We start from the raw sequence: 22,854 nt of genomic DNA, 5'->3' as shown, positions 1-22,854 counted from the left end.
TCGCTTAGCGATTCGGCTAATCATAATTGCCATCACCGATTTTGCAATTAACAACCGCGAACCGCCCAGATAAAACAGCATCGGCCCGCAATCAGGCCGATGAAATTGACGGCGCCGAAGCGCCGGAAAAAGGGGGTATTAATCCAGCTGCAGCTGAGGAACCACTTCCTTCACCTGCGCCAGATAATCGCTGCGGTCTTTGCCGCTCAGCCCTTCGGAACGCGGCAGCTTGGCCGTCAGCGGGTTCACCGCCTGTTGGCCGGTCCACAGTTCAAAGTGCAGGTGCGGCCCGGTGGAGCGCCCGGTGTTGCCGGAAAGCGCAATGCGATCGCCGCGTTTCACCTTCTGGCCCGGTTTCACCAGCAGTTTTTTCAGGTGCATATAGCGCGTGGTGTACTGGCGACCGTGACGGATCGCCACATAGTTGCCCGCCGCGCCGCTGCGTTTGGCGATCACCACCTCACCGTCGCCGACCGCCAACACCGGCGTGCCGACCGGCATGGCGAAATCGACGCCCTTGTGCGGCGCCACGCGGCCGGTCACCGGGTTCACGCGACGCGGGTTGAAGTTGGAGGAGATGCGGAACTGTTTCATGGTCGGGAAACGCATGAAGCCGCGCGCCAGGCCAGAACCCTGGCGATCGTAGAATTTGCCGTCTTCGGCGCGGATCGCATAGTAATCTTTGCCGCCGGTGCGCAGACGCACGCCCAACAGCTGGCTTTGCGATTTCTTACCGTCGAAATGCTCGCGCGACATCAGCACGGAGAACTGGTCGCCTTTGCGCAGCTTGCGGAAATCGAGCTGCCACTGCAGCGCCTTGATCACCGCATTGATTTCGTTACGGCTCAGCCCGGCGTCGCCGGCGCTGCTGACGAAGCTGCCGTTGACCCGGCCGCTGATCACATTGTTGCGCCATTCACCCTGCTGCGCCTCTTTCGACTCTTTGAAGCTATTGCCGACGCGGTCATAGGTGCGGGTTTCGCGGCGGGAAACTTCCCAGGTCAACTGCTGCAGATCGCCCGCATCATTGACGGTCCACGACAGCTGTTGGCCGATCTTCAGATTACGCAGATCGCGGTTTTGCGAAGCCAGCAAGGTGACATCCGACATATCGATGCCATATTGCGTCAGAATGCTGCCGAGGGTGTCGCCGGTGGAAACCACATATTCATGCACGCCATCGTCGCCGGCATCTTTCTGATCCAGCTCATCCTGCGGGATTTCGTCATCGGGGGTGGGTTGGTCGGCATCAATCGGTTCACTGGCTTCAGGGAGCAATGACCGCATCTGGCTGGATTCTAACTCGACGCTCTTGGCAATGGGGTTGTGTTCTGGGTGGTAAACAAAAGGCCGCCAAACAGCGACGGCCAATGTGACGACTGTCAGCGACCCCAGCATGACGCGGTGGGGCCGTGGCAGGTTGTTATACGCCAGAGCGATAGTTCGGACTATCTGCTGCACTCGATATTATCCTCATAAGCTTTACTTCAGGCAGCTCACGTACTGGTTTGACAGCTGAGTCATGAATTTCCCGTAGCTGTCCTTCCCCAGCGCGATGCCGATGCCCAGCGGGTCCAGCGTTCCGGAACGCACTTTGGTACCCTTGGCGACGGCATTGATTACGGCCGGCCTGAATTGTGGCTCAGCAAAAACGCATACCGCTTTCTGCTCAACCAACTGTGTTCGAATTTGGTGTAGGCGCTGTGCTCCAGGCTGAATTTCGGGATTGACGGTGAAATGGCCCAGCGGACTCAAACCGTAGTGTTTCTCAAAGTAGCCGTAAGCATCATGAAAAACAAAATAACCCTTACCTTGCACAGGCGTAAGCATGTTACCAACATTTTTGTCAGTTTGCGTCAGCAGATTCTCGAACTGGCGCAGGTTTGCGTCTAATTTGTCCTTATTTTGCGGCATAAGTTCCAACAATCTGTCGTGAATCGCGATCGCGGTCACTTTTGCTATCTCCGGCGACAGCCAAACGTGCATATTGTACTCGCCGTGATGATGCCCATGATCGTCATCGGCATGGTTATGCGCTTCGCCTGCATGATCATGATCGTCGTCATCTTCGCCTTTCATCAGCAACGGCTTCACCGCCGGCAGTTCGCTGATGGCCAGTTTGCGGGTTGCCGAGATCGGCACCAGCGCCTTGTTCAGGAACGCCTCCATGTCCGGCCCGACCCACAGCACCAGGTCCGCAGAGCGCAAACGCTGGATATCGGAAGGGCGCAGCGCAAAATCGTGCGGTGAAGCGCCGTCCGGCAGCAACACCTCGGTCGGCGTCACGCCGCCGGCGATGGCCGATGCGATAAAGCCTAGCGGACGAATCGAGGTCACCACCGCAGCGGAAGCGCTGCTCAGCGGGCCGGCCATCAACAGTGCGCTGGCCAGCAGCGTGCGCTGCAGCCATTTATTTTTCTTTGCCATCATCAGTAATCCCATCGTTTTCATCAACAAGGCGTGATATTATAACATTCGCTTCGTTCTGCAACCTGTAATCTCGAGATGTCTACACTGATAACGCTAAAAAATATCTCCGTCGCCTTCGGCAGCCGCAAGGTGCTGTCGAACATTTCCCTCAACCTGCAACCCGGCCGTATTCTCACGCTGCTGGGCCCGAACGGCGCGGGCAAGTCTACGTTGGTGCGCGTGGTGCTGGGATTGGTCAAACCAACCGCCGGCACGCTGGAGCGTGAGCCCGATCTGCGCATTGGCTACGTGCCGCAAAAGCTGCACCTCGACGCCACCCTGCCGTTGACCGTCAGCCGCTTTATGCGTCTCAAGCCCGGCGTAAAGAAAGCCGACATTCTGCCGGCGCTCAAGCGCGTGCACGCCGCTCACCTGCTCGACCAGCCGATGCAAAAGCTCTCCGGGGGCGAAAACCAACGCGTGCTGCTGGCGCGAGCGCTGCTGAACAAACCGCAGCTGCTGGTGCTGGACGAACCCACGCAAGGGGTGGACGTCAACGGCCAGCTGGCGCTATACGATCTCATCGATCAGCTGCGTAAAGAGCTGGGCTGCGCCGTGCTGATGGTCTCGCACGATCTGCATCTGGTGATGGCGAAAACCGACGAGGTCTTGTGCCTCAATCAGCACATCTGCTGCTCCGGGGCACCGGAGGTGGTGTCGATGCATCCCGAATTCATCGCCATGTTCGGCAACCGCGGCGCAGAGCAACTGGCGGTGTATCGCCACCATCACAACCACCGTCACGACCTGCAGGGAAGAATTGTCTTGAAGAAAACCGGGAGCCGCGAAGCATGATTGAACTGTTACTTCCCGGCTGGCTGGCTGGCGTGTTGTTGGCTGGCGCCGCCGGGCCGCTGGGTTCCTTCGTGGTCTGGCGTCGTATGTCCTACTTCGGCGATACCCTGGCGCACGCCTCGCTGCTCGGCGTCGCCTTTGGTCTGCTGCTGGACATCAATCCCTTCTATGCGGTGATCGCCATTACGCTGCTGCTGGCTCTGGCCCTGGTGTGGCTGGAACGCCGCCCGCAGCTTTCAGTGGATACCCTGCTCGGCATTCTGGCCCACAGCGCCCTGTCGCTCGGGCTGGTGGTGGTGGCGTTGATGTCTAACGTGCGGGTCGATCTGATGGCCTACCTGTTCGGCGATCTGCTGTCGGTCACGCTGAGCGATATCCTGATGATCGCCGGCGGCGTCGCCGTGGTGCTGCTGGTGCTGTGGTGGCAGTGGCGCGATCTGCTGTCGATGACCATCAGCCCGGAGCTGGCGCACGTCGACGGCGTTAACCTGGTGCGCGCACGCACCGTATTGATGCTGGTCACCGCCTTGACCATCGGTCTGGCGATGAAATTCGTCGGCGCGCTGATCATCACCTCACTGCTGATCATTCCGGCCGCCACCGCTCGCCGCTTCGCGCGCACGCCGGAACAGATGGCCGGCGTCGCGGTACTGCTCGGCATGGTGGCCGTCACCGGCGGCCTGACCTTCTCGGCGTTTTACGATACGCCGGCCGGCCCTTCGGTGGTGCTCTGCGCCGCCGTGCTGTTCACGCTGAGCCTGTTCAAAAAACAGCAGGCCTGATTAAAACCGGGATATGACAAGGGCCGCTGATGCGGCCCTTTCTACTGCTGACAGAGGAGGAAAAAACGCGGTTTTTCCTCCTCTGTGGTGAGCAGCCGAAAATCAATGAATTGATTTTCCGTTTTTATGTGCGCCTTCTATAGACCCGGTAACGTCATCAAGTTCAACATTAACGTCAAGGGCCGCAGATGCGGCCCTTTTTTATGACGGGTGGAAAACTTATGCTTCGCGCTCGAGCCCGAAGTGCCGGTAGGCATGCTGCGTCGCCAGGCGGCCGCGCGGCGTGCGCTGGATAAAGCCCTGTTGGATCAGGAACGGCTCGATCACGTCCTCAATGGTTTCGCGCTCTTCGCCGATCGCCGCCGCCAGGTTGTCCAGCCCGACCGGACCACCGGTGAACTTGTCGATAATCGCCAGCAGCAGTTTGCGATCCATATAGTCGAAGCCTTCGGCATCGACGTTGAGCATATCGAGCGCCTGCGCCGCCACCGAACCGCTGATCACCCCGTTGGCGCGCACTTCGGCGAAGTCGCGCACCCGGCGCAACAGGCGGTTGGCGATACGTGGCGTCCCCCGCGCACGGCGGGCCACTTCATGGGCACCCTCGTCGGACAGTTCCAACCCCAGGCACCCGGCGCTGCGCGAGACGATGTGCTGCAAATCCGCCACCTGATAAAACTCCAGCCGCTGGACAATGCCGAAGCGATCGCGCAGCGGCGAGGTCAGCGAGCCGGCGCGGGTGGTGGCCCCCACCAGCGTGAACGGCGGCAAATCGAGCTTAATCGAACGCGCCGCCGGCCCTTCGCCGATCATGATATCCAGCTGGTAGTCTTCCATCGCCGGATACAGCACTTCTTCCACCACCGGTGACAAGCGGTGAATTTCGTCGATGAACAAGACGTCGTGCGGTTCGAGGTTGGTCAGCATCGCCGCCAAATCGCCCGCCTTCTCCAGCACCGGGCCGGAAGTGGTGCGCAAATTCACGCCCATTTCGTTGGCCACGATGTTGGCCAGGGTGGTTTTCCCCAACCCTGGCGGGCCAAAGATCAGCAGATGGTCGAGCGCGTCGCCGCGCTGCTTGGCCGCCTGAATGAAGATCTCCATCTGCTCGCGCACGTGCGGCTGGCCGACGTATTCGGTCAGCAGCTTGGGACGAATGGCGCGATCGAGGATCTCTTCTTCGTTGATCGGTTCGGCGGAAATCAGGCGATCGGCTTCAATCATTATCTACCCCTTTTCGGCCTTACAGGGCGGCGCGCAGCGCGTCGCGGATCAGGGTTTCGCAGTCGGCGCCCGGCTTGGCAATCTTGCTGACCATGCGGCTGGCTTCCTGCGGCTTATAGCCCAGCGCCACCAGCGCCGAAACGGCCTCGGCTTCCGCGTCCACATCCGGCGCTTTGTCGGTGGCAGACGGCAGGCTGATCTCGCTGCTGCTGTTGAACAGGTCGCCGTTAAGCCCTTTGAAACGGTCTTTCATCTCTACCACCAGGCGCTCGGCGGTTTTTTTGCCCACGCCCGGCAGCTTGACCAGTGCAGTGATCTCTTCGCGCTCCACCGCGCTGACGAACTGCTGCGCGGACATGCCCGACAGGATCGCCAGCGCCAGCTTCGGCCCAACGCCGTTGACCTTGATCAGCTCGCGGAACAGCGCGCGCTCCTGCTTGTCGTTGAAACCGTACAGCAGCTGCGCGTCTTCACGCACCACGAAGTGGGTAAACACGATGGCCTCTTGCCCCAGTTCCGGCAGCTCGTAAAAGCAGGTCATCGGCATGTGTACCTCATAGCCCACGCCGTTCGCCTCCAGTAACACCAGCGGCGGCTGCTTTTCCAGAATATTTCCTCTGAGACGACCTATCATTTACCCTCCTGCAGAATGACCGGGCATGGCGCCCTGCCATGCCGTTGCTGGTAAAGCTTATAACATAAAAAAGGCTGGATGAATATCCAGCCTGAGCAATCATCGCTTTGCGTCAGCGCAAACGCCCGCGCGCCAGGTTCAACCGCCCTTCGCTCATCCGCAGCACGTTCTGGCTGAGGTGGCAGTGGGTAATGGCGATGGCCAGGGCATCGGCGGCGTCCGCCTGCGGGTTGGCCGAGAGTTTGAGCAGCGAGCGCACCATGTGCTGTACCTGCGCCTTTTCGGCCGCGCCGGTGCCGACCACGGTCTGTTTGACCTGCCGCGCCGCATACTCGAACACTTCCAGATTCTGATTCACCGCCGCCACGATCGCGACGCCGCGCGCCTGGCCGAGCTTGAGCGCCGAATCCGGGTTCTTGGCCATAAACACCTGTTCGATGGCGAAGAAATCGGGCTGAAACTGGGTGATGATCTCACTGACGCCGGCGTAAATCAGCTTCAGCCGCGTCGGCATGTCGTCCACCACCGTGCGGATGCAGCCGCTGGCGATATAGCTCAACTGACGCCCCTGCTGGCGGATAAGGCCATAGCCGGTGACGCGTGAGCCGGGATCGATACCGAGTATGATCGCCATATCTACATCCACCTTGCATGCATGGCGCCGCCGAACGGCGGCGCCCGTTTTACCGGATTACAGCGTCGCCGCCACTTCGTCGGAGATTTCACCGTTATGGTAAACTTCCTGCACGTCGTCGCAGTCTTCCAGCATATCGATCAGGCGCAACAGCTTAGGCGCTGTTTCCGCGTCCATGTCGGCCTTGGTCGATGGGATCATCGACACTTCCGCCGCTTCGGCTTCGAAGCCCGCCGCGGTCAGCGCATCTTTCACCGCGCCCAGGCTTTCCCAGGCGGTGAACACGTCGATCGCGCCATCGTCATAGGTCACGATGTCTTCCGCACCGGCTTCCAGCGCCGCTTCCATCACGGTGTCTTCATCCAGGCCCGGTGCGTAGGTGATCACGCCCTTCTTGGTGAACAGGTAAGCCACGGAACCGTCGGTGCCGAGGTTGCCGCCACATTTGGTGAAGGCGTGGCGCACTTCCGCCACGGTGCGGTTGCGGTTGTCGCTCAGGCATTCGATCATCACGGCGGTACCGCCAGGGCCGTAACCTTCATAGATGATGGTTTCCATGTTGGTATCATCATCGCCGCCCACCCCGCGCGCGATGGCACGGTTCATGGTGTCGCGCGTCATGTTGTTCGACAGCGCCTTGTCCATCGCCGCGCGCAGACGCGGGTTGGAATCCGGATCGCCGCCGCCCAGCTTGGCGGCCGTGACCAGCTCACGAATAATCTTGGTGAAAATTTTACCGCGCTTGGCGTCCTGCGCCGCTTTACGGTGCTTTGTGTTGGCCCACTTACTATGACCTGCCATAAAAAAATCTCCGAAAAAAACTACTGGACTGAATTGATCACGAACTCTTCAATCGCCTGCTGATTGCTCCATGACTTGGTTAACTTCACGGCCTCGGCCGCCTCAAGCCATTGGTAAGCGTGATGCTCGGTAATCACCGGATCGCGCTCCTCGGGCAACGCCAGACAGAACCAGTGCTCTTTATTGCGCGTGGTTCCCGGCGCATAGCGATGTCGCAAATGGACAAAGAGTTCAAACTCCACGCAGCGCTGGCAATCGAACAACGGCAGGTGCTCTGCTTCGATATCGATGCCGACTTCTTCCATGACTTCACGCTGCGCGGCATGCGGCGGCGACTCATCCTGTTCCAGGCTGCCGGTGACCGACTGCCAGAACTCGGTATCGTCGCGCCGCTGTAACATCAGCACCCGACCACTGGATTTCGCGTAAATCACTACCAGGATAGATTCAGGGCGCTTGTAACTCATCACTCGCTCTCTTGTTCCGCACCGGCTTTCTTTACCACGCTGATCGCCAGCTCCTGCAGCGACACCGGGTTGGCGAAGCTCGGTGCGTCGGTCATCAGACAGGCCGCCGCGGTGGTTTTCGGGAAGGCGATGACGTCGCGGATGTTGTCGGTGCCGGTCAACAGCATCACCAGACGATCCAGGCCGAAAGCCAGGCCGGCGTGCGGCGGCGTACCGTACTTCAACGCGTCCAGCAGGAAGCCGAACTTCTCGCGCTGTTCGTGTTCGTTAATGCCCAGAATGCTGAACACCGTCTGCTGCATTTCGCTGCGGTGGATACGCACCGAACCGCCGCCCACTTCGTAACCGTTGATCACCATGTCATAGGCGTTGGCGATGGCGTTGACCGGCGCTGCCGCCAGCTCTTCCGGGCTCATGTCGCGCGGCGAAGTGAACGGGTGGTGCATGGCCGCCAGGCCGCCCTCTTCGTCTTCTTCGAACATCGGGAAGTCAACCACCCACAGCGGCGCCCAGCTGTCGAGTTGGGTCAGCGCCAGATCGCGACCCAGCTTCAGACGCAGCGCGCCCATCGCATCGGTGACAATCTTGAAGCTGTCGGCGCCGAAGAACAGGATATCGCCGGTCTGCGCATCGGTGCGCGCCAGGACCGCTTCCAGCACGTCCGCGCTGAGGAATTTGGCGATCGGGCTCTGCACGCCTTCCATGCCGGCGGCGCGGTCGTTGACTTTCAGCCACGCCAGGCCTTTGGCGCCGTAGATGTTGACGAAAGCGCCGTACTCGTCGATCTGCTTGCGGGTCAGCTGTGCGCCGCCCGGTACGCGGATCGCCGCCACGCGGCCTTTGGCGTCGTTGGCCGGGCCGGAGAAGACTTTAAACTCGACGTCTTTGACCAGGTCAGCCACGTCCACCAGCTCCAGCGGGTTACGCAGGTCCGGCTTGTCGGAGCCAAAGCGACGCATCGCTTCGGCGAAGGTCATGACCGGGAAATCGCCCAGATCCACGCCCTTCACGTCCAGCCACAGCTCGCGCGCCAGTTTCTCCATCACTTCACGTACCTGATCGGCGGTCATGAAGGAGGTTTCGACGTCGATCTGGGTGAATTCAGGCTGACGGTCCGCACGCAGGTCTTCGTCACGGAAGCATTTGACGATCTGGTAGTAACGATCGAAGCCGGACATCATCAGCAGCTGTTTGAACAGCTGTGGGGACTGCGGCAGCGCGTAGAATTTGCCCTTGTGCACGCGGCTCGGCACCAGGTAATCGCGGGCACCTTCCGGCGTCGCCTTGGTCAGCATCGGCGTTTCGATATCGAGGAAGCCGTGGCTGTCCATGAAGCGGCGAACGAAGCTGGTGATTTTGGCGCGGGTCTTCAGACGCTCGGCCATTTCCGGGCGACGCAGATCCAGGTAGCGGTATTTCAGGCGCGCTTCTTCACTGTTGACCTGGTTGGAGTCCAGCGGCAGCGGCTCGGAGCGGTTGATGATTTCCAGCGCGTGGGCGAACACTTCCACTTCGCCGGTGGCCATATCTTTATTGATCTGGCTGTCCGGACGCGCACGCACGGTGCCGACGATCTGGATGCAGAACTCATTGCGCAGGTCGTAGGCCTTGTCGAACGCCACTTTCTGGTCCGGATCGAAGAACACCTGCACGATGCCTTCGCGGTCGCGCATATCAATAAAGATCAGGCCGCCGAGATCGCGACGACGATTGACCCAACCACACAGAGTGACTTCCTGGCCCACGTGGGACAGATTCAACTGCCCGCAATATTCAGTACGCATACGCTATCCTTTTACACAGCCGATGCCGCGCCGGGCTACTGCGCCCCTGTCGCGCGGCTGTTATCTGATAAATTCTACTTGTTACCCGGTTTAAAATCCGTCGCATACCAGCCGGTACCCTTAAGCTGGAAACCGGAGGACGAGATCAACTTGGTCAACGCGGGCTGCCCACACGCCGGGCAGTCTGCCAGCGGCGCATCGGAAAATTTTTGCAATTTCTCTAACCGATGGTTGCAAGCACCACATGCATATTCATAAATCGGCATAGGTCGTTGGATTAAAGAGTGTTGAAAAAAGGGAGTCATTATAAAGGAAATTCATCCGCCCGATAAGTGCGAACACAGCATTGTTACTGCACTAAATGGCGCGTTTTCGTTCGAATCAACACATCGATTAACAAATTTCCCATTAACCTGCGACAGTTTTTTCACGTAGCCTGATTCTCCCCCGGTTTGCGCCGTACGCTGCTCGCCTGGCGCGCCGAACAGTTTTTATCCACTTCGCAACGAGATGAAATCCATGCTGAAACTTGACGCCCAAACCACCGCTCTGGTGCTGATCGATTTGCAAAACGGCATTCTGCCCTACGCCGGCGGCCCGCACAGCGCCGACCAGGTAGTGGCGAACGCCGCCCTGCTGGCCGCGCGTTTTCGTCTGCTGGGCGCGCCGGTGCTGCTGGTGCGCGTCGGCTGGTCCGACACCTTCGCCGAAGCGCTGAAACAGCCGGTGGACAAACCGGCTCCCGCGCCCGCCGGCGGCTTGCCGGTCAGTTGGTGGGAGTTCCCCGCACCGCTGGCGGTCAATGACAGCGATATTCTGGTCACCAAACGCCAATGGGGCGCCTTCTACGGCACCGATCTGGATTTACAGCTGCGCCGCCGCGGCATCAAATCCGTGGTGCTGGGCGGCATCTCCACCAATATTGGCGTAGAGTCCACCGCGCGCGCCGCCTGGGAACACGGCTATGAACTGGTGATCGCCGAAGACGTCTGCAGCGCGCAGAACGCGGAAATGCACCGCTTCGCGTTCGAACACATCTTCCCACGTCTGGCGCGGGTGCGCGACACCGGCGAAATTCTTGCCGCGCTCGAGCGGTAACGTTAAGTTGTAGCCTGATGATCTCAGTAAAGGAAGACGACGCCGTGATCTACATCGGATTGCCGCAGTGGCAACATGCGGCCTGGAACCGCATCGGGCTGCGTGACTTGGCGGATTACAGCCGCTACTTCAACTGCGTGGAAGGTAACACCACCTTCTACGCGCTGCCGAAGCTGGAAATCGTGCAGCGCTGGCGCGACATGACCGGCGACGATTTTCGCTTCTGCTTCAAATTCCCGTCGGACATCAGCCACAAGGCTGCCCTGCGTAACTGCGCCGCCGAGCTGCAGGCGTTTTACCACTGCCTGAGCCCAGTGCATCAGCGCATCGGCCAACTGTGGCTGCAGTTGCCCGCCGCCTTCGGCCCTGACGAGCTGCCGCGCATGTGGCAATTCTTCGAAAGCCTGCCGAAGGAATTCACCTACGGTGTTGAAGTGCGTCATCCGGCGTTTTTCGCCAAGGGCGAGGCAGAGCGTGCGCTGAATCAGGGGTTGCACCAGCGCGGCATCAATCGGGTGATCCTCGACAGCCGCCCGGTGCATCACGCCGCCCCCCATACCGCCGCCGTGCGCGATGCGCAGCAGAAAAAACCGAAGCTGCCGGTGCATGCCCTGGTCACCGCCGACCAGCCGCTGGTGCGCTTTATCGGCGGCGATCAGCTGGCCGACAACCTGCGCTGGTTCGAAGCCTGGCAGCAAAAACTGCCGCTGTGGCAGCAACAGCATCAGCCTTATCTGTTTATTCATACGCCGGACAACGGCGATTCGCCCCAGCAGGCGCAAAAAATTTGGCAGCAGCTACGCCTGGCGATCCCCGATTTGCCTGCGCCGCCGGACTGGCCGGAACAGGATGCACTGTTTTGACCTATTAATCTGACCAATAACATCAAATATTTCCCCGCGACAGTGAATACAATGACGGCTATGATGCTGGCTGCCAGTTTTGGTTAGGGAACGGAGTTAAAAATGGTAAGCGCGCTTTATGTGGTGCTCGGCGCATTGTTGTTGATCAAACTCTCTTATGACGTAGTCAGATTAAGGATGCAGTACCGCGTAGCCTACGGCGACGGCGGGTTCTACGAATTGCAGACCGCCATCCGCGTGCATGGCAACGCCGTTGAATACATTCCGATCGCTGCCGTATTGCTGGTGATCATGGAGATGAACGGCGCGGAAATCTGGATGATTCACCTCTGCGGCCTGATGCTGATGGCCGGGCGGCTGGTGCATTACTACGGTTTGCGCAACCGCGAGGTTCGCTGGCGCCGTTCAGGCATGGCCGCGACCTATATCTCTTTGCTGTTGATGGTTCTGGCAAATATCTTCTATCTGCCCTGGGATCTGATTTTTAGCCTGCATTGATCCCGTTTTATCATCAGGCGGCCGCGCCGCCTGCTTCCGCTCCGCTTTTTTACGCTTTTCTGTTAGACTACGCAGCTTCGAATTCTGAACTGATTTGCCGCTATGCCAAACCGCGATACCCTTTTCTCCGCCCCCATCGCCAAATTGGGCGACTGGACCTTCGACGAACGCGTTGCCGAAGTGTTCCCCGACATGATCCAACGCTCCGTTCCCGGCTATTCCAACATCATCTCGATGATCGGCATGCTGGCCGAACGCTTTGTGCAACCCGACAGCCGGGTGTATGACCTGGGCTGCTCGCTGGGCGCGGCGACGCTGTCGATGCGGCGGAATATCAAGGTGCCCGGCTGCAATATCGTCGCCGTCGACAATTCGCCGGCGATGGTGGAACGTTGCCGCCGCCATATCGATGCCTTCCGCGCCGACACGCCGGTCGGCGTCATCGAAGCCGACATTCGCGACATCGACATCGAAAACGCCTCGATGGTGGTGCTGAACTTTACGCTGCAGTTCCTCGAACCGGCCGATCGCCTGCGCCTGCTGGAGAAAATTTATCGCGGCCTGCGCCCGGGCGGCGCACTGGTGCTGTCGGAGAAGTTCAGCTTTGAAGACGCCGAAGTCGGCGAGCTGCTGTTCAACATGCATCACGATTTCAAACGCGCCAATGGGTACAGCGAGCTGGAGATCAGCCAAAAACGCAGCATGCTGGAAAACGTGATGCTGACCGACTCGGTAGAGGCACACAAGGCGCGCCTGCATCAAGCCGGGTTCGAGCATGCCGAAGTGTGGTTCCAATGCTTCAACTTCGGTTCGCTGATCGCCCTGAAAGCGGGGGATGCGCAATGATCGAGTTCGGTGATTTCTATCAGCGCATCGCCAAAAGCCCCCTAAGCCATTGGCTGGACACCCTGCCTGCGCAGCTCAGCGCCTGGCAACGCGAATCGCTGCACGGCAAATTCAAGCAGTGGTTCAACTCGGTGGAACATTTGCCGACGCTGACCCCAACCCGCCTCGATCTGCTGCACGGCGTACGCGCCGAGATGGAGCCTGCCCTGTCGCCGGGCCAGCTCGAGGGCATCGAGAAAATGCTGCGCACCCTGATGCCATGGCGTAAAGGGCCGTTCTCGCTGTATGGCATCGATATCGATACCGAATGGCATTCCGACTGGAAGTGGGATCGCGTGCTGCCGCACATTTCTCCGCTGGCCGGCCGCACCATTCTCGACGTCGGCTGCGGCAGCGGCTATCACCTGTGGCGCATGATCGGCGCCGGCGCACACTTTGCCGTCGGCATCGATCCGATGCAGCTGTTCCTGTGCCAGTTCGAAGCAGTGCGCAAGCTGTTGGGTGGCGATCAGCGCGCCCACCTGCTGCCGCTCGGCATCGAGCAGTTGCCGGATCTGGCGGCGTTCGACACCGTGTTCTCAATGGGGGTGCTATATCACCGCCGCTCGCCGCTCGATCATCTCTATCAGCTGAAAAATCAGCTGGTGGCTGAAGGGGAGCTGGTGCTGGAAACGCTGGTGGTGGAAGGCGATCGCCACCAGGTGCTGGTGCCGGGCGATCGTTATGCACAGATGCGCAACGTGTATTTCATTCCTTCCGCCGAAGCGCTGAAATGCTGGCTGGAGAAGTGCGGTTTCGTCGACGTGAAGATCGCCGATATGTGCGTCACCAGCCTCGAAGAGCAGCGCCGCACCGACTGGATGACCAGCGAGTCACTGGCCGAATTCCTCGATCCGAACGATCGCAGCAAAACGATCGAAGGCTATCCGGCGCCCCTGCGCGCCGTGCTGACCGCCAAAAAACCCTAGCGTTCGCTAATCGGGCCGGCCTGCGCCGGCCCGAATTTACCCGTTGTCGACATCGACAATCCGCAGCTCATACACCATGGTCGCGTTCGGCGGGATCTGCGGCGCATAGCCCGTTTCTCCGTACGCCAACGCCGGCGGCACCACCATTGTCAGAGAGCCATGATTTTTCAGATGGCCGATCGCCTCGCGGAACAACGGCGGATAGGCAGAGAGTGGCTGTGACATCACCTTCCCACTGCGATCCATATCCTGAATCACGCTGCCGTCGGTTAAGCTCTCTTTCACCACAATGTCTACCCGTGCGTTTTCCTTAATGGCTTCATCACCCACATAATCGATGCGATACCAGAAACCGGCAGGCGACTTCTGCGTGCCTTTCTTCTTTTTAAACTCGGTGACGAACGCCTCGCCCTTGCTGGTCTGCACCTTCGCCGCCTGGTTTCTGGCGTCGTTCACCGCTTTTTCCGACTCCGACAGCGCGCGGGTCAACTGTGCATCGCTTAGTTGGTAATGGCCGTTGAAGGTATCGATCACGCCCGCCAGCAGCAGGGTTTTATCGGGATTGATGCCCCAATTTTTACGCTCCGCCAGCATCGTTTGAATATCGCGTCCCAAAGCGACACCGGCAGCATAGCTCTGCTGTTCCGGCTTTTTCTTGAGCGCCTGCGCATCCGGCAGCCATTTGGCCCGCAATCTCAGCCCGCTCAGCTCGTCTTGCAAAGCTTGCTGCGCCTGATGGGCGGCCGCCAGCTCCGTTGCCGTTTTATCCACCTGCAGTGTCGCTTTATCCCGCTGCTGCGCAGCCTGCGCGCTTTCCGCCGTTACCACCGCCAAACGTTGTTCCAACGCTTTAGCTTGTTCGGTTTGCGTCTTGTTTTTTTCCTGCAGCTGCGCCAGCTGCTGCTGCAGTTCACCCGTCGCCTTGACGGCTTCAGCCTTTTGCTGCGCCAGCGCCGTCTTCAGGCTTTTCTCTTGCTGTTCGGCCTGTTGGCGTTGATCATCACGCTCTTTCTGCAGCTGCGCCAGCTGCTGCTGAAGTTCACCCGCCGCCTTGGCGGCTTCGGCCTTTTGCTGCGCCAGCGCCGTCTTTAGGCTTTTCTCTTGCTGCTCGGCCTGTTGGCGTTGACCATCACGCTCTTTCTGCAGCTGCGCCAGCTGCTGCTGAAGCTCACCCGCCGCCTTGGCGGCTTCGGCCTTTTGCTGCGCCAGCGCCGTCCTCAGGCTTTTCTCTTGCTGCTCAGCCTGTTGGCGTTGACCATCACGCTCTTTCTGCAGCTGCGCCAGCTGCTGCTGAAGTTCACCCGTCGCCTTGGCGGCTTCGGCCTTTTGCTGCGCCAGCGCCGTCTTCAGGCTTTTCTCTTGCTGCCCACCCTGCTGCCGTTGGCCCTCCTGCTCTTTTTGCAGCTGCGCCAGCTGCTGCTGCAGTTCGCCCGTCAGCCTGGCAGCCTCGGCCTTCTGCTGTTCCAGCTCAGCGGCGGCCGCTTTTTTATCCTGCTCATAACGCTGGCGCGCTTTATCGTTGGTGGTCTGGGCCGCCGCCAGTTTCTCCTGCCAAGCCTTATCCGCCTGTTCAGGCAACGCCGCCAGCCGTTGTTCCAGCAAGGCAATGCGCCGGTCGCGCTCCTCGGTTTTCTGCTTTTGCCGCGCTAACGCCGCCTGCGCTTCGGCGATCTGCGCCTGAGCCTTGCGCTCCTGCGGCGTCAGGTTCAGCGCCTGTCGTACGCCGCTGGCGAAGTCGCTCAACGCGCTCAAATCAGGCGCCGGTGTCGGTTTATCGGCAGCGGTCAGGGACGACGCAACCCGCAACGCGGTCAACTCCTGTTGCAGGGATTGAAGAGCGGCTTGCTGTTGCTCCAGGCGAGTCTCTTTCTCGCGCAGTGTCTTTTGCAACTGAGCCAGTTGCTTTCTCTGTGAGCTCGTTTCACGAGCTTGAACCGGCCGGGACGCCGGCTTTTGGCTTTCCTGGGATGGGGTAACCACGGTCTCGGCTGCCGGCGCGTCCTGCCGCTGGTAACGCTCGGCAAACTGCAATAATGCCGGCACGTCGTCATCCGCCCCGGCCACCGCCGGCGCAAACGCCAGCGGTATCATCAGGCTCAGCAAGGCCTTTCTTGCTCGAGGGGTCATTGGGCGCGTTCTCCACGCTCAGCCAGGCCGGTCATCATGGCAGAACTGATGTCCGCGCAAAGACGGCTGGTGCGATAACGATACAGGGCGTCGACGGTTTCCTGCGTGCCCGTGTTGACCCGCTGACGTACCCCGGCATACTGCGCGGCACCGCCCATCAAGGTATCGAATTCGCGTTTGAATTTTTGGTATTTTTCGTTATCCATACCGCGCATGGCATCCAACTCGCGCTGGCATTGCTGCATGCGCTCGGCCTCACGCTGCCGTTTGTCTTGTTCCGCAATTTCTTCTGCGCTGGGCGGCTGGCTTAATGTAGAAACAGGTCGCTTGGCGGTCTGGCAGCCGGTCAGGGCCAACGTCAGTAAAAGCGCCGCGCTCAAACAGTGTGCCGTTCGGGTCATTATCGTTATCTCCTTGTTTAGTCCGCCGTTAACGCGCCCTGCGGCTGCGCCGACGGCTCTCCTCAATTGATGCTGTGATGTTCCGGCCATAAGGCAGGCGATGAACAGGTAAAAATACCGGCGCGGTGACGAGCGGCAGAACGCAAACCATTCACCACGGCAATACATACCAAAAAATCATTTAATATTATGATATTTAAAGTATTTTAACTCACAAACTTATCAGCAGGGCATGGCGATCGCAAGAAGAGATGGGGCCGCCGACCGAATAACAGCGTTGAAACGGTGCTGCGTCTTGACAAGGTACCAGGCCAACGCATGCTCCAATTGCCGCGGCCTGAACTTCACGCTGTATCAGCACCCAGCAAACTTCATCGACTTTTTGAAACGTCCATCCTGATTGAGAATCGTGTTGCCAACCAACAGGAGAAATTTCATGAACAATATGATTAGTGTTAATAACATCAGTGAATTGCGTAATCTGACGCCAGTTACAGATGACCAGATTGTCTTTTTAGTTTCTCACACCCCCGGACATTTCACCGGCGGCGGCGAATTCTATTATGCGAAAACGGATACAACCAGTGCGGACAATAACGGTACCGTGGTGGTTACAACGGGAGGAGCCCGCTGGAAACGACTGGATCAGAAACTGACTTTCGATCACTTCGGCGCTGATCCTAGTGGCACTTCCACCTCTGACGCAGCAATCAGCGCGACATTAAACTATGCCGCGAGTTTAAAAAACAAAGTGGTCTATGCTTCGGAAAATGCTCAATATCTGCTGACCAGCACTCAACCTATCAACGTCGCTAATGGCATCACAGTCAGAGGATCCCGCCGCGGTCTTGCTCAAGGCCCTGCAAGTCTTACAAACAATGGCCCTAATCGGGCAGGCCTTGCGGACGATAGTGCTTTCATCATCAAAAAGCCGGCAGGTGCGGTTTGTTTCGCCTGCGATAAGAACGTTGTCTTTGATGGTTGGTCGTTCCTCTATCCAGATCAGAAATATACTGCCACCCAGCCGGAGGCGTTTGTTCCATACGGGGCCACCATTACCGCAACCGGCGCTCTGTCAGTCGCCAACTGCCGTTATGTAGGCGCCTATGATTTTGTTGAAGCTCGTGGAGAAGCCAACAACTTTGAGAATATCTACGGTTGGGCAGTACGCTGCGACTACAGGGTTTATGAAAGCAGGGACATCAACAGATTTACCAATGTTCACGTCAATGCCAACGTCGTGCGCCCGACAGAAAACGCGGTGACTGCCTCTATCGCTGTAACCGGTTCTTGTGCTTTCAATCTCGATCGCCACGACAATACGTTTATGGTGAATGTGTTCTCTTATGGCAAAAAGATCTTTATCAAAACTACAACACAAGGAACCTCCTATTTAGGCGGCCTTAGCCTGAGCAATTTCATGGCTGACAGAAATGGTACCGGAATTGATATCGACTCGGATTCCTCCGCCAATATTCAAATCGCCAACGGTTCTTATATTAATGACTATGGTGATACCGTTGGGGGCTTCCTGGTATTAAGAAAGTCTACTGGCCAATCAAATATCACCCCAGTGCAAATCAGCAATGTTAACTTCGCTACCGCTAATGGACCGAAGGGTTCACTCTCTCCTCAGGCCGTTCGCTTCGAAGCGAACGGCGGGTATCAACTTTCATTCAGCAACACCGTCATGCCAATGTGGACGAACGGCAGTCTGAACAATGAAGCGGGTTACAACATTCTTAGAGGCACACTGAGCATTGCGCAACGCAGCTACCAGCTACATGCGGCTCCGCTAAATTGTTTGACGAACAGCAATATGATCGCCATCGGTGCTGACAAACAGCCTGTAGGCTGGTTTATTGACGGAAATCTGACGGCGGATAGCAATATCCTGACCGCCAATGGAGATAACCCGGCTTATAAAGGTTTAGGTCAACGTATTCATCGGAGCATGGGACTGAGAACATTCTGGGCCATCGCATCCTCTATCGGCGATCAATCTACCGCGCAAGCTTCGACTGGCATTTGGGCCCGCTCGTTCAACGATAACTATACCGACACTGTCGAGAGCAATGAAGCTATTCCCTGGATACGCATCGGCAACCTTTACTACGCGCGTTTTGTCATGAACAACAATCGCACTATCCACGATATCCTGATCAATCCCGGAAATGGCAATAATGCGGTGCGCGTTTTAAACTGCGGCATTACTCCGGGCGAAGTCTTCAACTTCTCGCCCGATGCACAGCACTAATCATCCACATGACTAGTCCTGGCATAGGTTGACACTTTTATGCCTGTAAAACGCCTGATGCACCGCATCGGGCGTTTTATATTTTAGCGACTGGTGTAGTGGCACAGTGAATTTGGCCACCTGATTAAAGGTGATATTCTCACCTCAACATAAAATAGGTGACTTAATGAACAAGAGAACTAAGCGTACTTTTACCCCTGAGTTCAGGCTGGAATGTGCACAGCTGATCGTTGATAAGGGCTACTCATATCGACAAGCCAGTGAAGCGGTTAATGTTGGTTCTACCACGCTTGAATCTTGGGTACGCCAGCTCAGACGAGAGCGCCAGTTCGCTGTACCGGAGCCAGACCGGGTATGGTGCGGAGATATTACTTATATCTGGGCAGGAAATCGCTGGTGCTATCTGGCGGTCGTAATGGATCTTTTTGCCCGCAGAGTTATCGGCTGGAGTCTGTCAGCGAATGCCGATACAGCACTGATAAGCAACGCTCTGCGGATGGCATATGAGACGCGTAGCCAACCGCGTGATGTCATGTTCCATAGCGATCAGGGAAGCCAGTGTACAGGCCTGAAATATCAGCAACTTCTCTGGCGTTACAGAATAAAGCAAAGCGTCAGTCGGCGGGGAAACTGCTGGGATAACAGCCCGATGGAACGCTTCTTCCGCAGCCTGAAAACAGAATGGGTACCAGCGAATGGCTACGTGGGCAAAGACGAAGCCCGGCGGCAAATCAATCGCTATATATTGAATTACTACAATAGCGTCAGACCACATCATTATAACGGTGGACTGACGCCAGAAGAATCAGAGAACAGATACCGTTCTTACTGTAAAACCGTGGCCAATATTACTTGACCACTACATTTCGCCTTTTTCAACCTGCTCAACAACAGCAATTTTAAAAGACAAAGGATAGTCGCGTTGTGTGCGTTTAAACTCGGCCATTATCACGTTCTCCGGATTTAAGTCGAAAACGTGTCAACGCTATTCAGGACGGGTCAAAGACATAAAAAAAGCCCCGGCAAAACGCCGGGGCCTGGTACTTGCGCGATCGCCGAGAGCTCAGTGACACGCAAAGGGGTCTTACGGCCCGGAAACCGGTTTTCAAACGCGGTTAGCTGCGTGATTATGCGCTTTGCGCCAGGGGATCAACCAAGGCCAGCGCGTTTTTCATCGCCTCCACCATTTCGCCATCCACGCAATAATGGCTAAATTCGTCAAACTCGTTATCGGAGCACATGGTGACGCCCGCCTTGCGGTAACGCATGGTCGACGGTACCAGATGGCCGGAAGAGCTGTGCAGTTCATGCAGACCGATGTCGACAAACTTGTGCAGATTGCTGAGGCGCACGCCGGCACCCGCCATGATCACCGGGCCGTGACTGGCCTGGCGCAAATCTCGCAGCAGCGGCAGGCCCAGTTCGGCGCTCTGCTGTTGGCCGGAGGTTAGAATGCGCGCTACGCCCAGCTCGGTCAGTTGTTCCAACGCCACCATCGGGTTCTGGCACATGTCGAACGCGCGATGGAACGTCACCGCCATGCCCTCGCACAGCTTCATCACTTCGCGCATGCGCGGCAGATCGATGTGCCCTTCTTCGTCCAGCATGCCGACCACTACGCCGGGGAACCCCATCTCGCGGATCTGGCGGAGATCCTGTTTGATCACCTCGAAATCCACCGCGCCGTAGCAGAAATCGCCACCGCGAGGACGAACGATCGGATGCACCGGGATCGCCACCCGCTCGCGCGCCAGACGCAGCGTGCCATAGCTCGGCGTCAATCCCCCCTCGCTCTGGCTGGCGCACAACTCGATACGATCGGCGCCTGCCCGTTCGGCCGTCAGCGCGCAGTCGACGCTAAAGCAACAAACTTCCAGTTTTATCATTGTCACCCCCAGATAACGGCCAACATACGGCGGCAATTGTTCATTTCTTCATTTCTCACGTAGGCTCATGCTTAGGCATAAACCGGCTCAGGGTTGTAACTATGGCATTCAATTTTGATCAATGGGTAGACCGCAGTCACAGTGACAGCGTTAAGTGGGATAAATATCGCGACCGCGACATTATTCCGCTTTGGGTCGCCGACAGCGATTTCACCTCACCGCCGGCGGTGATCGAAGCCTTGCAGCGTCGCGTGGCGCACGGCGTATTCGGCTACACTCACCCATCCACTGATCTTATTGAGGTTTTTACCCGCCGCATGGTAGAGCGCTACGGCTGGCACATCAAGCCTGAATGGATCATTTTCCTGCCTGGGCTGGTGTGCGGCCTGAACCTGTGCGTGCGAGCCTGCACCGAAGAACACCAGAGCACGCTGGCCCCCGCTCCCATTTATCCGCCGTTCCGCAAAGCGGCCAAATTCGCCGGGCGTAAGCACCTCTCGGTGCCGCTAACGGCGGTAGGCCAACGCTGGGTGTTGGACTTCCCCGTGATGCGTGATCGGCTTAGCGGCAACGAGAAGCTTCTGTTGCTGTGCAACCCGCAGAATCCCGGTGGCACCGTTTATCGCCGGGATGAGCTGTTGCAGCACCATCAGTTCGCTCGCGAGCACGATTTAATCGTCTGTTCCGATGAAATCCACTGCGAGCTGCTGCTTGAACCCGGCGTGCGGCATACCCCTTTCGCTACCCTGAATGACGATGCGGCCCAACGCAGCGTGACGCTGATGTCGCCGTCAAAAACGTTTAATCTTGCCGGGCTGGGCGCTTCACTGGCGATCGTTCCCAACGAAGCGCTGCGACAAAGGCTGAAACGCGCGCGCAGCGGCATCGTGCCAGAGGTCAATCTGCTGGCGCTGGTGGCAGCGCAGGCGGCTTATCAATACGGGCAGCCCTGGCTGGACGAGCAGCTGATTTATCTACGTGCCAATCGCGATCGGCTGACCGAGCGCATCAACGCCATGCCGGGGTTGACGGTTTTGCCAATCGAAGCCACCTACCTGGCGTGGATCGATTGCAGCGCTTTACCGGTGGACAACCCGCATCAGTTCTTCGAACGCGCGGGCGTAGGATTAAGCGCCGGTTTGGATTTCGGCGATCGGCGCTTTGTGCGGCTTAACTTTGGTTGCCGGTGGGCCCTGCTCGATGAAGCGCTCGATCGCATGGCGCGAGCCTGTGCGGCACTGCCCGGCTAACCTTGTTCGCTGGCGACGATATCTCGAATGGAATAAGGATGAAACTTTATCGTCACCGTTCCGTCGGTGATGGCCAGCGTCGGGTTCGGTAGCCGCTCGCCCTCGCCTTTTGGCGAGCTTTGCTTCAGTTTGATCCCCGGGGCCAGCAGCGCTTCATCGGCAAGGTAGCTCAACGCCCGGGCGTGCAGCGTCTGCGGATCGCCACTGAGCACTAATTCGACGTGTTCCCAACCTTCGTGCGGATAGCGTTTCTCCCCGGGATACGGCAGCTCGACGCAGTCTATCTGCCACGGCCCCACGGCCAGCGGCTGCGACAAATCGAACAGACAGATAGGTCGCCCGTTGATCGTCGACTCGGACAGCAGTGTCCCGCACTGCATCAGCCCCTGGCGCCAGCGTTCGGCAGTGGCGTTCTGATGACAGCGCAGAGAGATGTGATCGGCGGTAAACGCGGCCAGATCAAGCCGCAATTTGGCGGCAAATTGATGCAATGCCTGCTCGAAACGCGGCAGGTCGAGCACCAGGTCGTCCAGCTCGGCAATGGCCTGCAAGGGGGTGGTCATAGAAACCTCAAAACAACGGAACGCATGTGAAACGCCGTAATTTACACGGTGGCGACAGCGCTCGCCAGCATTGCGAGGTTTTTCAGCAGCCGTTCAGAATGATTTTTGGTTGCGGACCGGGAGAATAAAAACCAGCTTTTTATTAAGATGACAGCTTATTAAATCAACAGATAAATAAAAAATAAGAATTTTCGCAATCCATTATACCTTTTCTTCATGACGCTATGATTTAAGTTATTTTGCACAAAACCCTCTGCAGCCCATTGGCCAATCCGATTGAATAGTCTGGTTTAATCAACCCTGGCCCACTTATCAAACCCACACAAAAAGCAATCACAACCCATTGTAAAAGAAGAAAATAAACAAAATTAATTGATGAAAAACTAAGGATTATCTTAATTTAACCCCGAACAATTGATTCACCAAGATAACTCGGCTACTTTGGAGGAAATTTAAATTCGAGATGATCATTATGTTATTGCTGACGATATCCTTGGTGTTGATAAT

The 22,854-nt window shown here is 57.8% G+C and carries 23 protein-coding genes; 10 read left to right on the top strand and 13 right to left on the bottom strand.

Going from position 1 to position 22,854, the window contains the following annotated elements; genetic code table 11:
* Positions 1-138 precede the first annotated feature (138 nt).
* The gene (gene mepM, locus WCL58_RS01585; protein WP_038877136.1) at positions 139-1,461 is read right to left on the bottom strand and encodes a murein DD-endopeptidase MepM; all 1,323 of its coding nucleotides are present in this window, start codon (positions 1,459-1,461) and stop codon (positions 139-141) included.
* A 21-nt stretch (positions 1,462-1,482) separates the two neighbouring features.
* Positions 1,483-2,427 carry a zinc ABC transporter substrate-binding protein ZnuA gene (gene znuA, locus WCL58_RS01580; protein WP_336850549.1) on the bottom strand — a complete coding sequence of 315 codons (945 nt, stop codon included), beginning with the start codon at positions 2,425-2,427 and terminating at the stop codon, positions 1,483-1,485.
* A gap of 78 nt (positions 2,428-2,505) precedes the next feature.
* Between znuA and znuC the strand changes: the two genes are divergently transcribed.
* Both znuC and znuB read left to right on the top strand, forming a co-directional pair.
* Positions 2,506-3,264: a zinc ABC transporter ATP-binding protein ZnuC gene (gene znuC / locus WCL58_RS01575; RefSeq protein ID WP_336850356.1), complete on the top strand. Its 759-nt coding sequence runs from the start codon at positions 2,506-2,508 to the stop codon at positions 3,262-3,264.
* Complete coding sequence (znuB, locus tag WCL58_RS01570; RefSeq protein WP_038877132.1) at positions 3,261-4,046, top strand: zinc ABC transporter permease subunit ZnuB; 786 nt, start codon at positions 3,261-3,263, stop codon at positions 4,044-4,046. The genes znuC and znuB overlap by 4 nt, the downstream gene beginning before the upstream one ends.
* 219 nt (positions 4,047-4,265) lie before the next feature.
* On the opposite strand, the gene ruvB is transcribed toward znuB, so the two are convergent.
* The 7 genes from ruvB to WCL58_RS01535 all read right to left on the bottom strand — a co-directional run bounded on the left by ruvB (position 4,266) and on the right by WCL58_RS01535 (position 9,856).
* Complete coding sequence (gene ruvB / locus WCL58_RS01565) at positions 4,266-5,270, bottom strand: Holliday junction branch migration DNA helicase RuvB (RefSeq protein WP_038877130.1); 1,005 nt, start codon at positions 5,268-5,270, stop codon at positions 4,266-4,268.
* Between the two features lie 19 nt (positions 5,271-5,289).
* Complete coding sequence (gene ruvA / locus WCL58_RS01560; protein WP_060423916.1) at positions 5,290-5,904, bottom strand: Holliday junction branch migration protein RuvA; 615 nt, start codon at positions 5,902-5,904, stop codon at positions 5,290-5,292.
* 112 nt (positions 5,905-6,016) lie between these two features.
* Positions 6,017-6,538, bottom strand: a complete 522-nt coding sequence (ruvC, locus tag WCL58_RS01555; RefSeq protein ID WP_004932367.1) for a crossover junction endodeoxyribonuclease RuvC — start codon at positions 6,536-6,538, stop codon at positions 6,017-6,019.
* A 57-nt stretch (positions 6,539-6,595) separates the two neighbouring features.
* Entirely contained in the window at positions 6,596-7,339 is a 744-nt protein-coding gene (locus tag WCL58_RS01550; protein WP_033647638.1) for a YebC/PmpR family DNA-binding transcriptional regulator, read from the bottom strand.
* A gap of 20 nt (positions 7,340-7,359) precedes the next feature.
* Positions 7,360-7,806, bottom strand: coding sequence for a dihydroneopterin triphosphate diphosphatase (nudB, locus tag WCL58_RS01545; RefSeq protein WP_019452808.1), 447 nt, complete (start codon positions 7,804-7,806; stop codon positions 7,360-7,362).
* Positions 7,806-9,590 carry an aspartate--tRNA ligase gene (aspS, locus tag WCL58_RS01540; RefSeq protein WP_336850355.1) on the bottom strand — a complete coding sequence of 595 codons (1,785 nt, stop codon included), beginning with the start codon at positions 9,588-9,590 and terminating at the stop codon, positions 7,806-7,808. Before aspS ends, nudB begins: the two co-directional genes overlap by 1 nt.
* A 74-nt stretch (positions 9,591-9,664) precedes the next feature.
* Positions 9,665-9,856: an FmdB family zinc ribbon protein gene (locus tag WCL58_RS01535; RefSeq protein WP_033632845.1), complete on the bottom strand. Its 192-nt coding sequence runs from the start codon at positions 9,854-9,856 to the stop codon at positions 9,665-9,667.
* A 253-nt stretch (positions 9,857-10,109) separates the two neighbouring features.
* Here WCL58_RS01535 and WCL58_RS01530 point away from each other — a divergent pair, with 253 nt between their 5' ends.
* The 5 genes from WCL58_RS01530 (at position 10,110) to cmoB (ending at position 13,863) form a co-directional block, all read left to right on the top strand.
* A complete protein-coding gene (locus tag WCL58_RS01530) occupies positions 10,110-10,688 on the top strand; it encodes a hydrolase (RefSeq protein WP_060424110.1) in 579 nt (192 codons plus the stop codon).
* Between the two features lie 47 nt (positions 10,689-10,735).
* Positions 10,736-11,551: a DUF72 domain-containing protein gene (locus WCL58_RS01525; RefSeq protein ID WP_100395852.1), complete on the top strand. Its 816-nt coding sequence runs from the start codon at positions 10,736-10,738 to the stop codon at positions 11,549-11,551.
* Between the two features lie 102 nt (positions 11,552-11,653).
* Positions 11,654-12,049 (top strand): MAPEG family protein, encoded by a 396-nt coding sequence (locus WCL58_RS01520; protein ID WP_004932387.1) that lies wholly within the window; start codon positions 11,654-11,656, stop codon positions 12,047-12,049.
* Between the two features lie 102 nt (positions 12,050-12,151).
* Positions 12,152-12,895, top strand: coding sequence for a carboxy-S-adenosyl-L-methionine synthase CmoA (gene cmoA, locus WCL58_RS01515; RefSeq protein WP_102984529.1), 744 nt, complete (start codon positions 12,152-12,154; stop codon positions 12,893-12,895).
* Entirely contained in the window at positions 12,892-13,863 is a 972-nt protein-coding gene (cmoB, locus tag WCL58_RS01510) for a tRNA 5-methoxyuridine(34)/uridine 5-oxyacetic acid(34) synthase CmoB (RefSeq protein WP_060439776.1), read from the top strand. Before cmoA ends, cmoB begins: the two co-directional genes overlap by 4 nt.
* Before the next feature lie 36 nt (positions 13,864-13,899).
* Here the strand turns inward: cmoB and WCL58_RS01505 are convergent, their stop codons facing one another.
* Both WCL58_RS01505 and WCL58_RS01500 read right to left on the bottom strand, forming a co-directional pair.
* A complete protein-coding gene (locus tag WCL58_RS01505) occupies positions 13,900-15,990 on the bottom strand; it encodes an FKBP-type peptidyl-prolyl cis-trans isomerase N-terminal domain-containing protein (RefSeq protein WP_336850353.1) in 2,091 nt (696 codons plus the stop codon).
* Positions 15,987-16,391, bottom strand: a complete 405-nt coding sequence (locus WCL58_RS01500) for a hypothetical protein (protein WP_060425843.1) — start codon at positions 16,389-16,391, stop codon at positions 15,987-15,989. The genes WCL58_RS01505 and WCL58_RS01500 overlap by 4 nt, the downstream gene beginning before the upstream one ends.
* A gap of 436 nt (positions 16,392-16,827) precedes the next feature.
* Here WCL58_RS01500 and WCL58_RS01495 point away from each other — a divergent pair, with 436 nt between their 5' ends.
* On the top strand, positions 16,828-18,648 hold the full coding sequence (locus tag WCL58_RS01495; protein WP_087762684.1) for an exopolysaccharide biosynthesis protein: 1,821 nt from the start codon (positions 16,828-16,830) through the stop codon (positions 18,646-18,648).
* Between the two features lie 130 nt (positions 18,649-18,778).
* Positions 18,779-19,504: an IS3 family transposase gene (locus tag WCL58_RS01490; RefSeq protein WP_087762683.1), complete on the top strand. Its 726-nt coding sequence runs from the start codon at positions 18,779-18,781 to the stop codon at positions 19,502-19,504.
* A 271-nt stretch (positions 19,505-19,775) separates the two neighbouring features.
* Here the strand turns inward: WCL58_RS01490 and cutC are convergent, their stop codons facing one another.
* A complete protein-coding gene (cutC, locus tag WCL58_RS01485) occupies positions 19,776-20,534 on the bottom strand; it encodes a copper homeostasis protein CutC (RefSeq protein ID WP_038877351.1) in 759 nt (252 codons plus the stop codon).
* A gap of 101 nt (positions 20,535-20,635) precedes the next feature.
* On the opposite strand from cutC, the gene WCL58_RS01480 reads away from it, so the two are divergent.
* Positions 20,636-21,784: a MalY/PatB family protein gene (locus WCL58_RS01480; protein ID WP_336850351.1), complete on the top strand. Its 1,149-nt coding sequence runs from the start codon at positions 20,636-20,638 to the stop codon at positions 21,782-21,784.
* On the opposite strand, the gene WCL58_RS01475 is transcribed toward WCL58_RS01480, so the two are convergent.
* Positions 21,781-22,347 (bottom strand): VOC family protein, encoded by a 567-nt coding sequence (locus WCL58_RS01475; RefSeq protein WP_336850350.1) that lies wholly within the window; start codon positions 22,345-22,347, stop codon positions 21,781-21,783. The two genes, WCL58_RS01480 and WCL58_RS01475, sit on opposite strands and share 4 nt — an antisense overlap.
* Between the last annotated feature and the right edge of the window lie 507 nt (positions 22,348-22,854).

The sequence above is a fragment of the Serratia sp. TMDUHS_CL genome (genome assembly GCF_037137105.1).
GTDB classification, from domain to species: Bacteria; Pseudomonadota; Gammaproteobacteria; order Enterobacterales; family Enterobacteriaceae; genus Serratia; species Serratia nevei.
Note: the sequence above shows the minus strand (reverse complement) of the source record. Positions and strands in the feature narration are given on the sequence as shown.

Bases quoted from the DNA above. Each gene is read 5' to 3' on its own strand.
- znuA (WP_336850549.1), bottom strand. From the start codon at position 2,427: ATGGCAAAGAAAAATAAATGGCTGCAGCGCACGCTGCTGGCCAGCGCA.
- znuC (WP_336850356.1), top strand. From the start codon at position 2,506: ATGTCTACACTGATAACGCTAAAAAATATCTCCGTCGCCTTCGGCAGC.
- znuB (WP_038877132.1), top strand. From the start codon at position 3,261: ATGATTGAACTGTTACTTCCCGGCTGGCTGGCTGGCGTGTTGTTGGCT.
- ruvB (WP_038877130.1), bottom strand. From the start codon at position 5,270: ATGATTGAAGCCGATCGCCTGATTTCCGCCGAACCGATCAACGAAGAA.
- ruvA (WP_060423916.1), bottom strand. From the start codon at position 5,904: ATGATAGGTCGTCTCAGAGGAAATATTCTGGAAAAGCAGCCGCCGCTG.
- ruvC (WP_004932367.1), bottom strand. From the start codon at position 6,538: ATGGCGATCATACTCGGTATCGATCCCGGCTCACGCGTCACCGGCTAT.
- WCL58_RS01550 (WP_033647638.1), bottom strand. From the start codon at position 7,339: ATGGCAGGTCATAGTAAGTGGGCCAACACAAAGCACCGTAAAGCGGCG.
- nudB (WP_019452808.1), bottom strand. From the start codon at position 7,806: ATGAGTTACAAGCGCCCTGAATCTATCCTGGTAGTGATTTACGCGAAA.
- aspS (WP_336850355.1), bottom strand. From the start codon at position 9,590: ATGCGTACTGAATATTGCGGGCAGTTGAATCTGTCCCACGTGGGCCAG.
- WCL58_RS01535 (WP_033632845.1), bottom strand. From the start codon at position 9,856: ATGCCGATTTATGAATATGCATGTGGTGCTTGCAACCATCGGTTAGAG.
- WCL58_RS01530 (WP_060424110.1), top strand. From the start codon at position 10,110: ATGCTGAAACTTGACGCCCAAACCACCGCTCTGGTGCTGATCGATTTG.
- WCL58_RS01520 (WP_004932387.1), top strand. From the start codon at position 11,654: ATGGTAAGCGCGCTTTATGTGGTGCTCGGCGCATTGTTGTTGATCAAA.
- cmoA (WP_102984529.1), top strand. From the start codon at position 12,152: ATGCCAAACCGCGATACCCTTTTCTCCGCCCCCATCGCCAAATTGGGC.
- cmoB (WP_060439776.1), top strand. From the start codon at position 12,892: ATGATCGAGTTCGGTGATTTCTATCAGCGCATCGCCAAAAGCCCCCTA.
- WCL58_RS01505 (WP_336850353.1), bottom strand. From the start codon at position 15,990: ATGACCCCTCGAGCAAGAAAGGCCTTGCTGAGCCTGATGATACCGCTG.
- WCL58_RS01500 (WP_060425843.1), bottom strand. From the start codon at position 16,391: ATGACCCGAACGGCACACTGTTTGAGCGCGGCGCTTTTACTGACGTTG.
- WCL58_RS01495 (WP_087762684.1), top strand. From the start codon at position 16,828: ATGAACAATATGATTAGTGTTAATAACATCAGTGAATTGCGTAATCTG.
- cutC (WP_038877351.1), bottom strand. From the start codon at position 20,534: ATGATAAAACTGGAAGTTTGTTGCTTTAGCGTCGACTGCGCGCTGACG.
- WCL58_RS01480 (WP_336850351.1), top strand. From the start codon at position 20,636: ATGGCATTCAATTTTGATCAATGGGTAGACCGCAGTCACAGTGACAGC.
- WCL58_RS01475 (WP_336850350.1), bottom strand. From the start codon at position 22,347: ATGACCACCCCCTTGCAGGCCATTGCCGAGCTGGACGACCTGGTGCTC.